Genomic DNA, 10,383 nt, shown 5'->3' with positions numbered 1-10,383 from the left:
TTTAACATAGAGGGCCTCTGGTGGGTAGTGGGCCGCACCCCGGCAGACCACACGTGGTCCCGCGGGGCGGGGGGCCGCCCCCCCCCCCCCCCCCCCCCCCCCGCACCACGTCCGGAACCCCCGCTGTCCCCGCAGCCCACCTCCACCGGGTCCCGGTGCCCCGCCCGCGGCGGGGACCGCGGCCCCCGCACCCCCGGCGGTCCCGTGAGTCTCGCAACGTTCGTCGACCTGACCTTCACCGGTCTGGTCGTGGGGTCCATCTACGGCCTCTTCGCCCTCGGGTACACCCTCGTCTACGGTGTGCTCCGCCTCATCAACTTCGCCCACTCGGAAGTCTTCATGTGGGGCAGCTTCGCCGCGGTCTGGGTGATGCTGCTGTTCAACGCCCGCCCGGACATGGCCCTGCCCGCGGCGATCGGCCTGCTGCTGGTGGCGCTGGTGGCCGCCATGCTGGTCAGCGGCGGGATCGCCCTCGTCCTGGAGCGCGTGGCCTACCGGCGCCTGCGGGAGAAGAACGCCCCGCCGCTGGTGGCGCTCATCTCCGCCATCGGCGCCTCGTTCGTCCTGGCCGAGCTGATGGGGCTGCGCGACCGCATCGCCGGCTGGCTGGGCCTGGACGGCGTGCTCGCCGAGTTCGTCTCCCAGGCGCGCGAGAACGCGCCCTTCGTCAACCCGCTGCCCAGCGTGCCGCTGTTCGAGGTCGCCGGGTACACGGTGCGCAGCACCCAGCTCATCGTCCTGGTCGCGGCGCTGCTGATGATGGTGGCGCTGGACCAGTTCGTGCGCCGCTCCCGGCTCGGCCGGGGCGTGCGGGCGGTCTCGCAGGACCCGGAGGCCGCCGCGCTCATGGGCGTGAACAAGGACCGGGTCATCCAGCTGACGTTCCTGCTGGGCGGCCTCATGGCCGGTGCCGCGGCGCTGCTGTACGTCATGCACATCCCCGTGACCCGGTTCAACGTGGGGTTCGTCCTGGGCATCAAGGCGTTCACCGCGGCCGTCCTCGGCGGCATCGGGAACATCCGCGGCGCCCTGCTGGGCGGCCTGGTGCTCGGGCTGGCGGAGAACTACGGCTCCAACCTGTTCGGCGCCTCCTGGAAGGACGTCGTCTCCTTCGTCCTGCTCGTCGTCGTCCTGCTGTTCCGGCCCACCGGGCTGCTGGGCGAGTCCCTCGGGAAGGCCCGCGCATGAGCACCACCTCCCAGTCCGCGCCCGCGGGGCGCACCGCCGGCGCCCGGCGAGGTCTCGGCGAGCGCTGGAGCGCGCTGCCGCGGCCCGTGAAGGTGGTGCTGTGGGTGGCGCTGGCGCTGCTCTTCTACGCGCTGCCGCTGCTGAACCCGCCGCTGCTGTCGACGCCGGACTCCGACTTCGGCTCCGTCATGTTCCTGGTGGCCGCCTACGGGCTGGTCGCGCTGGGCCTGAACATCGTCCTGGGCTACGCCGGCCTGCTCGACCTCGGCTACGTCGGCTTCTTCGCCGTGGGCGCCTACACGGTGGCCGTCGTCGGCACGATGTCCGGCCGCGTGCCGTTCGTCGTGCTGCTCGTGCTGGCGGTGACCGTGTCCACGGCCTCCGGGCTGCTGCTGGGCTGGCCGACGCTGCGGGTGCGCGGGGACTACCTGGCCATCGTGACGCTGGGCTTCGGCGAGATCATCCGCCTGGTGGCGCTGAACTCCGAGTTCCTCAACCAGGCCCGGGGCTTCACCGGCATCCCGCGCCCGCCGAGCATCGCGCTGTTCGAGGTGCCGCAGCTGCAGTGGGACGGGTGGGTGTCCTACGTCGACTTCGGGAACACGTCGACGTTCCTGGAGTTCGGCCTGCTGGACGGCATCCCGTACTACTGGCTGGCGCTGACGGTCATCATCCTCGTGCTCATCGGTGACGTGCTGCTGCAGGACAGCCGGGTGGGTCGCGCGTGGGAGGCCACCCGCGAGGACGAGGAGGCCGCCGAGCTCAACGGCGTGCCCACGTTCCGCTTCAAGCTGCTCGCGTTCGCGATGGGCGCCTTCATCGGGGGCCTGTCGGGCGGGCTGTTCGCCTCGCGGCAGGGGGCCATCAACCCCGAGACGTTCATCATCCAGCTGTCCATCCTCTTCCTCGCGGCCGTGGTCGTGGGCGGTCAGGGCAACCGGTGGGGCGTGCTGGTCGGGGCGGCGGTGGTCGCCTACCTGCCCGAGCGCTTCCGCGAGTTCGCGGAGTTCCGGGTGCTCGTGTTCGGGCTGCTCCTGCTGCTGCTGGCCAACTTCCGGCCGCAGGGCGTGCTGCCCCCGCGCCGGGCGCGGCGGGCCAAGCGCGTGAACGAGCAGCTGCAGACGCTGGAGGGGACGGAGGAGGGCGCTCGTGCCTGACACGACGACCGCTCCCGGTGCGGGCACCGCGCCGGGCGAGCACGACGTGCTGCTGCGGATGGAGGAGGTCACGATGCGCTTCGGCGGCGTGGTCGCCCTCGACCGGGTGTCCTTCGACATCCGCCGCGGCGAGATCCTGGGCCTCATCGGCCCCAACGGGGCCGGCAAGACCACGTGCTTCAACGCGTTGACCGGCGTGTACCCGCCCACGCAGGGCCGCGTCGTGTTCGACGGCCAGCCGCTGGGGCGGCGCAAGCGGTACCAGATCAACCGCCTGGGCATCGCCCGCACGTTCCAGAACATCCGCCTGTTCGGCAACATGACGGCGCGCGAGAACGTGCTCGTGGGGGCGGACTCGCACCACCGCTCCGGGGTGCTCTCGGCGCTGTTCCGGCTGCCGCGGCACCGGCGCGAGACCGCCGAGGGGGACCGGCTGGCCGACGAGCTGCTGGAGCTGATGGACCTCGGGCACCGCGCCGACGACTTGGCGCGCAACCTGTCCTACGGCGAGCAGCGGCGGCTGGAGATCGCGCGCGCGCTCGCGACGCGGCCGAAGCTGCTGTGCCTGGACGAGCCGGCGGCCGGGTTCAACCCGGTGGAGAAGCAGCGGCTGATGGACCTCATCCGCCGCGTGCGCGACCTGGGCAACACCGTGCTGCTCATCGAGCACGACATGCGCCTGGTCATGGGCGTCACCGACCGCATCGTGGTGCTGGAGTTCGGCAAGAAGATCGCCGAGGGCAGCCCCGCGCAGGTGCGGGACGACCCGGCCGTCATCGCCGCCTACCTGGGCGTCGACGAGGAGGAGACCGCGGACGACCCCGGGACGGCCGCGGAGATCGACGACCTGCGGGGAGAGCTGTGAGCACGCCGACGAGCGCCCGCACGCTGGGCGAGGAGCAGCTGCGGGTCGAGGACCTCAGCGTCAACTACGGCCGCATCGAGGCCATCCGGGACGTGTCGTTCTCGGTGCCGGCCGGGGGCATCGCGACCCTCATCGGGGCCAACGGCGCCGGCAAGACGACGACCCTGAAGACGATCTCGGGCCTGCGCAGCGTGCGCGCCGGGCGCATCCTCTTCGAGGGGGAGGACATCACCCGGGTGCCCTCCCACAAGCTCGTCCAGCGCGGCCTGTGCCAGGCGCCGGAGGGGCGGGGCACCTTCCCCGGCATGAGCGTGCTCGAGAACCTCGACATGGGCGCCTACACGCGCAAGGACCGGCGCACCGCCGCCTACCGGGCGGACCTGGACCGCGTGTTCGCCCTCTTCCCGCGCCTGGCCGAGCGCCGCGCGCAGGCGGCGGGGACGATGTCCGGCGGTGAGCAGCAGATGCTGGCCATCGGGCGGGCCCTCATGTCGCGCCCGCGGGTGCTGCTGCTGGACGAGCCGTCGATGGGGCTGGCGCCCAAGCTCATCCAGCAGATCTTCGCCATCGTGCGGGAGATCAACGCCCAGGGGACGACGGTGCTGCTGGTGGAGCAGAACGCCGCGCAGGCGCTGCGCACGGCCGACGTGGCCTACGTGCTGGAGACCGGCACCGTGGTGCGCCACGGCACGGGCGCCGAGCTGGCGGCCGACGACTCCATCCGGGCCGCGTACCTGGGCGGCGACGTCTGAGCGGAGCCGGACGGCGGGTGGGCGGGCGCGGGGCCCGGTGGACCGGTGCGGTCCGCCGGGCCCCGTCCCGTGCGGGTCCGGCACCCGCGGGTGAGCGTTCAACCACCGTGCGTACCGATCGTCACCGGACCGTGATCTGATCTTCCCCCGGGGCCCCGGGTGGCCCTACAGTCCGGCTCAGCCGCGTGGGCGGTCGCCGGGAGCGGGGGCGCCGGGTTCGTTCGAAGGGGCGTTCGTGGCACGAGAAGTCGTCGAGGTCCGTCAGGCGAGGTCGGCCGACGTGGACCTCCTCATGGAGCTGTACGCGTCGGCGCGGTTCGACCGCGGGGTCCTGCGGGCGCCGGTGCCCGCGGTGCGCGAGCGCCTGGTGCGCGCCCTGGCCGAGGACGGCGTGCGGGTGCTGCTGGCCACCGTGGGCGAGCGCCCCGTCGGGTACGCCCTGCTGCACTCCGCACCGCTGCTGCCGCTGGGCGACCCCGGCGGCCCGAGCGTCGAGCACCTGCACGTGGTGCCCGAGCACCGCCGCCGGGGCGTGGGGCGGGCCCTGCTGCGCCGGGCGATGGCCGTGGCCCAGGCCGAGGGGGCCGACGAGCTGCGCTGCTCGGTCCTGCCGGGCGAGCGCGAGTACACCCGCTACCTGGCGCGGCTGGGCTTCGCGCCGGTCGTGGTGCGCCGGGCCGTCCCGCTGCCGGTGCTGCGGCGGCGCCTGATGGGCGACGCGCCGGCCGCCAGCGCCACCGAGGACGTCCTGGCCCGCCGCCGCTCCCTGCGCGCGCGGCTGGCCCGCTCGCGCGCCGAGGAGGCCACGGGCGCCTCGGCGTCCTGAGAGCGCTCCCAGGTGGGCCCGCAGCCGCGCCGGGGTCGCGCCCGGGTCGCGCCGGGGTCTCGCCGGGGTCGTGTCCGGGGCGGTCACTACCCTGGCGGTCGTGACCCCCCCGGCCGCCCGCACCGCGACGAAGCGCTCGACGACCCCGACGAGGAAGCCGCCGGCGCCCGCGCCCGGGCGCCCGCGCCTGCTCCTGGTCGACGGGCACTCCCTGGCCTACCGGGCCTTCTACGCCCTGCCGGTGGAGAACTTCGGCACCACCACGGGCCAGCCCACCAACGCCGTCTACGGCTTCACCGCCATGCTCATCAACCTCCTGCGCGACGAGGAGCCGACCCACCTGGCGGTCGCCTTCGACGTCTCGCGCGCCTCCTTCCGCACCGAGGCCTACGGCGAGTACAAGGCCAACCGCGCCAAGAGCCCGGAGGAGTTCCGCGGGCAGGTCGACCTCGTCAAGGAGGTCCTGGCCGCGCTCAACGTGCCGGTCGTGGAGGCCGAGGGGTACGAGGCCGACGACGTCATCGCCACCCTGACCGAGCGCGCGGTCGCCGAGGGCTACGACGTGCTCGTGTCCACCGGCGACCGCGACGCGCTGCAGCTGGTGCGGCCCGAGGTGACGGTCCTGTACCCGCTGCGGGGCGTCTCGGAGGTGCTGCGGATGACCCCGGAGGTCGTCGAGGAGCGCTACCTCGTCCCGCCCGAGCGCTACCCGGACCTGGCGGCGCTGGTGGGGGAGACCAGCGACAACCTGCCCGGGGTGCCGGGGGTGGGACCGAAGACGGCCGCCAAGTGGATCACCGCCTACGACGGCCTGGACGGCGTCATCGCCCACGCCGACCTCGTCAAGGGCAAGGCGGGGCAGAGCCTGCGCGACCACCTGGACGGCGTCATCCGCAACCGCCGCCTCAACGCCCTCGTGCGCGACCTGGACCTGGGCGTCGAGCCGGCCGACCTGCACCGGCGCGCCTGGGACCGCGAGCGCGTGCACACCGTCTTCGACGGCCTGGAGTTCCGCGTCCTGCGCGACCGGCTGTTCGCCACGCTGGAGTCCGCCGAGCCGGAGGCCGAGGAGGGCTTCGGCCTCGACGGGGCCGTGCTGCTGGCCGGCGAGGTCGGCCCCTGGCTGGAGGAGCACGCCCGCGAGCGCACGGGCCTGCACGTGACGGGGGAGTGGGGCCGCGGCACGGGCGACGTGACCGGCCTGGCCCTGGCCGGCGCCGACGGCGTGGCCGCCTTCCTCGACCCGGCGACCCTGGAACCCGCGGACGAGGCCGCGCTGGCCGCGTGGCTGGCCGACCCCGCGCGCCCCAAGGTCGCCCACGACGTCAAGGGCCCCAGCCACGCCCTGCTGGCGCGCGGCTGGGAGCTGGCCGGCGTGGTGATGGACACCGCCCTGGCCGCCTACCTGTGCCGGCCGGACCAGCGCAGCTACGACCTGGCCGACCTCGCGGTGCGCCACCTCAAGCGCGAGCTGCGCGCCGAGGGGTCCGCTCCCGAGCCCGCCGGCGACGAGCAGCTGACCCTGGACGCCGGCGAGGGTCCCGTCGGCGGCGGCGACCACGCCCGCGCGCAGGAGGGCATGGTCCGCGCCCTGGCGATCGCCGAGCTGGTCGACGTCCTCTCGGCCGAGCTGGAGGCCCGCGGCGGCACCCGCCTGCTGCGCGAGGTGGAGCTGCCGCTGGTCGCCGTCCTGGCCCGCCAGGAGCGCACCGGCATCGCGGTGGACCAGCAGCTGCTGGCGGACCTGGAGCAGCACTTCGCCGACCGCGTCGCCGACGCCGAGCAGCAGGCCTTCTCCGTCATCGGCACCGAGATCAACCTCGGCTCGCCCAAGCAGCTGCAGACCGTCCTCTTCGACCAGCTCGGCATGCCGAAGACCAAGCGCACCAAGACCGGCTGGACGACCGACGCGGACGCCCTGGCCGCCCTGTTCGTCAAGACCGAGCACCCGTTCCTGGCGCACCTGCTGGAGCACCGCGACGCCTCCCGGCTGCGCCAGACGGTCGAGGGGCTGCGCAAGTCGGTCGCCGACGACGGGCGCATCCACACCACCTACCAGCAGATGATCGCCGCCACGGGCCGGCTGAGCTCCACCGACCCGAACCTGCAGAACATCCCGATCCGCACCGAGGAGGGCCGGCGCATCCGCGAGGCCTTCGTCGTGGGCGAGGGGGGTGCCGACGGCGGGTACGAGAGCCTGCTGACGGCCGACTACTCGCAGATCGAGATGCGGATCATGGCGCACCTGTCCGGCGACCAGGGCCTCATCGACGCCTTCAACTCCGGCGAGGACCTGCACCGCTTCGTCGGCAGCCGGGTCTTCTCCGTCGCCCCGGCCGAGGTGACGCCCGAGATGCGCGCCAAGATCAAGGCGATGTCCTACGGCCTGGCGTACGGGCTGTCCCCGTTCGGGCTGTCCAACCAGCTGAAGATCTCGACCGAGGAGGCGCGCAGCCTCATGGACGAGTACTTCGAGCGCTTCGGCGGGGTGCGCGACTACCTGCGCGGTGTCGTCGACGTGGCCCGCAAGGACGGCTGGACCGAGACGATCCTCGGGCGGCGCCGCTACCTGCCGGACCTGACCAGCGACAACCGCCAGCGGCGCGAGATGGCCGAGCGGATGGCCCTCAACGCGCCCATCCAGGGCTCGGCCGCCGACATCATCAAGGTGGCGATGCTCGGCGTGGACGCGCAGCTGCGCGGGGCCGGGCTGCGCTCGCGGCTGCTGCTGCAGGTGCACGACGAGCTGGTGCTGGAGGTCGCCGAGGGCGAGCGCGAGCCGCTGGAGCACCTGGTGCGCGAGCAGATGGCGGGGGCGGCCTCCCTGGCCGTGCCGCTGGACGTGTCGGTGGGCGTGGGCCGCTCCTGGCACGAGGCCGGCCACTGAGCGCTCGCCGACCGCTCGTCCACCGGCCGCCGGCGGGGTCTCCGGCCGGCCGCCCTCAGGGGCGGTCGGCCACCAGCACCAGGGTGCCGGGCAGCAGCTCGCCGCGCAGGCGCGACCAGCCGCCCCACACCGCCTCGCCCGAGGCCCACTCCGGCTCGACGAGGTCGACGACGACCAGGCCCGCGCCCACGAGGAGCCGCACCCAGTCCCCGACCGTGCGGTGGTGCTCGGCGTAGCTGACGCGCCCGGCCTCGTCGGCCTCCACGTAGGGGCGGCGGTCGAAGTAGGAGTGCACCGCCGTCAGCCCCTCCGGCCCGGGCACGTCCGGCAGGGCCCAGCGCACCGGGTGCGGCACGCTGGCGGCGAAGCGGCCGCCCGGGCGCAGCACCCGCGCCGCCTCGGCCAGGACCCGGCCGGCGTCGGCCACGAACGGCAGGGCGCCGTAGGAGGTGCACACGACGTCGAAGACCGCGTCGCCGAAGGGCAGCGCGCGGGCGTCGCACTGCACCAGCGGCACCGGCGACACCGCCGGACCCGTGCCGGCCTCCCGCGCTGCCGCCTCCTGCACGGCCGCGCCCTGGCGCAGCATCTGCAGGGACAGGTCGGTGGCCACGACGCGCGCCCCGCGCCCGGCCAGCCAGCGCGCGCACTGGCCCGCCCCCGCGCCCACCTCCAGCACGTCGCGCCCGGCGACGTCGCCGAGCAGACCGGCGTCGGCCTCGCGCAGCCCGTCCGGGCCCCAGACGAAGTCCGAGCCGGGCCGCCCGTCGCCGAGGAAGGCGCCGTGCTCGGCGCGGTAGTCCGCGGCCTCGGCGTCCCACCACGCCCGCTGGGCGCGCGCGGTCTCGCCGGCGCCGACCGCGCGGCGGCCCACCGAGGGCTGCGGGAGGGGCTCGCCGGCCGCGGCGGGGGTGCTGACGTCGTCCACCCCCCCATCCTGGCGGGCCGCGCGGGCCGTCTTTGCCCTGGGCACGAGCACCGCTAGGCTGTCACGGCGCGCGCCCGTCCCCAGGTCAGATCAGCGGTCCCGAACGAGTGGTCCCCGAGACGCCCTCCGGCCGGTCGCCGCGGGTGCCGGGACCTCCCCGGCGCTCCACCCTTCGACTGTCCCTGACGGAGCCCCTACCTCCATGACCACCACCACGACCGCACCGGCGGGCACCACCCCTCAGATCGCGATCAACGACATCGGGTCCGCTGAGGAGTTCCTCGCCGCGGTCGATGCCACCATCAAGTACTTCAACGACGGTGACATCGTCTCCGGCACCATCGTGAAGGTCGACCGTGACGAGGTCCTCCTCGACATCGGTTACAAGACCGAGGGTGTCATCCCCTCCCGCGAGCTCTCGATCAAGCACGACGTCGACCCCAACGAGGTCGTCGGCGTGGGCGACGAGGTCGAGGCCCTGGTCCTCCAGAAGGAGGACAAGGAGGGTCGCCTCATCCTGTCCAAGAAGCGCGCCCAGTACGAGCGCGCCTGGGGCACGATCGAGGCCAAGAAGGAGGCCGACGAGGTCGTCGAGGGCACCGTCATCGAGGTGGTCAAGGGCGGCCTGATCCTCGACATCGGTCTCCGCGGCTTCCTGCCCGCCTCCCTGGTCGAGATGCGCCGCGTGCGCGACCTGCAGCCCTACGTGGGCCAGAAGATCGAGGCCAAGATCATCGAGCTGGACAAGAACCGCAACAACGTGGTCCTGTCCCGCCGCGCCTGGCTGGAGCAGACCCAGTCGGCGGTCCGCCAGAACTTCCTCACGACCCTGCAGAAGGGCCAGGTCCGCTCCGGCGTCGTCTCCTCGATCGTCAACTTCGGCGCGTTCGTGGACCTGGGCGGCGTCGACGGCCTGGTGCACGTCTCCGAGCTGTCCTGGAAGCACATCGACCACCCCAGCGAGGTCGTCGAGGTCGGCCAGGAGGTCACCGTCGAGGTCCTCGACGTCGACATGGACCGCGAGCGGGTCTCCCTGTCGCTGAAGGCGACGCAGGAGGACCCGTGGCAGCAGTTCGCCCGGACCCACGCGATCGGCCAGGTCGTGCCGGGCAAGGTCACCAAGCTCGTCCCGTTCGGCGCGTTCGTCCGCGTCGACGACGGCATCGAGGGCCTGGTGCACATCTCGGAGCTGGCCGAGCGCCACGTCGAGGTGCCCGAGCAGGTCGTCCAGGTCAACTCGGACATCTTCGTCAAGGTCATCGACATCGACCTGGAGCGCCGGCGCATCTCGCTGTCGCTCAAGCAGGCCAACGAGTCGCTGGCCGCCAACGGCGACGAGTTCGACCCGTCGTTGTACGGCATGGCCGCGGACTACGACGAGCAGGGCAACTACAAGTACCCCGAGGGCTTCGACCCGACCACCAACGAGTGGCTCGAGGGGTACGAGGCCCAGCGCGAGGAGTGGGAGGCGCAGTACGCGCTGGCCCACGAGCGCTGGGAGGCCCACCGCCGCGTCGTGGCCGAGCTGGCCGAGGCCGAGGCCCGCGCCGAGGCCGAGGGCAACGCCCCCGCCGCCTCGTCGTCCTCCTCCTCGTCCTCCTCGTCCGGCGGCGGCTCGGCGCCGTCGTCCTACACCTCCGAGGCTCCGGAGGCGGCCGGCACGCTGGCCTCGGACGAGGCCCTCGCCGCGCTGCGCGAGAAGCTCACCGGCGGCAGCTGAGCCGCCCCGGGCCCCGCGCCCGGACAGCCGACGGCCCCGCACCCCTCCCGGGTGCGGGGC

General features: G+C 73.7%; 8 protein-coding genes. 7 read left to right on the top strand and 1 reads right to left on the bottom strand.

All coding sequences use genetic code 11. The features are described 5' to 3' along the window. Positions 1 to 204 precede the first annotated feature (204 nt). From AB8M62_RS06670 to polA, 6 genes are all read left to right on the top strand, one after another. A complete protein-coding gene (locus AB8M62_RS06670) occupies positions 205 to 1,188 on the top strand; it encodes a branched-chain amino acid ABC transporter permease (RefSeq protein ID WP_369052203.1) in 984 nt (327 codons plus the stop codon). Beyond that, entirely contained in the window at positions 1,185 to 2,345 is a 1,161-nt protein-coding gene (locus tag AB8M62_RS06665; RefSeq protein WP_369052202.1) for a branched-chain amino acid ABC transporter permease, read from the top strand. Before AB8M62_RS06670 ends, AB8M62_RS06665 begins: the two co-directional genes overlap by 4 nt. Positions 2,346 to 2,403: 58 nt before the next feature. Next, entirely contained in the window at positions 2,404 to 3,210 is an 807-nt protein-coding gene (locus AB8M62_RS06660) for an ABC transporter ATP-binding protein (protein ID WP_369069021.1), read from the top strand. Beyond that, complete coding sequence (locus AB8M62_RS06655) at positions 3,207 to 3,962, top strand: ABC transporter ATP-binding protein (protein WP_369052201.1); 756 nt, start codon at positions 3,207 to 3,209, stop codon at positions 3,960 to 3,962. The genes AB8M62_RS06660 and AB8M62_RS06655 overlap by 4 nt, the downstream gene beginning before the upstream one ends. A gap of 235 nt (positions 3,963 to 4,197) precedes the next feature. Continuing rightward, positions 4,198 to 4,788, top strand: a complete 591-nt coding sequence (locus AB8M62_RS06650; protein ID WP_369069015.1) for a GNAT family N-acetyltransferase — start codon at positions 4,198 to 4,200, stop codon at positions 4,786 to 4,788. Between the two features lie 100 nt (positions 4,789 to 4,888). Next, positions 4,889 to 7,675: a DNA polymerase I gene (polA, locus tag AB8M62_RS06645; RefSeq protein ID WP_373694869.1), complete on the top strand. Its 2,787-nt coding sequence runs from the start codon at positions 4,889 to 4,891 to the stop codon at positions 7,673 to 7,675. A gap of 55 nt (positions 7,676 to 7,730) precedes the next feature. Here the strand turns inward: polA and AB8M62_RS06640 are convergent, their stop codons facing one another. Beyond that, positions 7,731 to 8,603 (bottom strand): class I SAM-dependent methyltransferase, encoded by an 873-nt coding sequence (locus AB8M62_RS06640; protein ID WP_373694868.1) that lies wholly within the window; start codon positions 8,601 to 8,603, stop codon positions 7,731 to 7,733. A 202-nt stretch (positions 8,604 to 8,805) separates the two neighbouring features. Between AB8M62_RS06640 and rpsA the strand changes: the two genes are divergently transcribed. Continuing rightward, complete coding sequence (gene rpsA / locus AB8M62_RS06635; protein ID WP_369052199.1) at positions 8,806 to 10,323, top strand: 30S ribosomal protein S1; 1,518 nt, start codon at positions 8,806 to 8,808, stop codon at positions 10,321 to 10,323. Positions 10,324 to 10,383: the final 60 nt, after the last annotated feature.

This window comes from Kineococcus terrestris (assembly GCF_041020755.1).
Lineage (GTDB): Bacteria > Actinomycetota > Actinomycetes > Actinomycetales > Kineococcaceae > Kineococcus > Kineococcus terrestris.
This window is presented reverse-complemented; position numbering and strand designations above follow the sequence as displayed.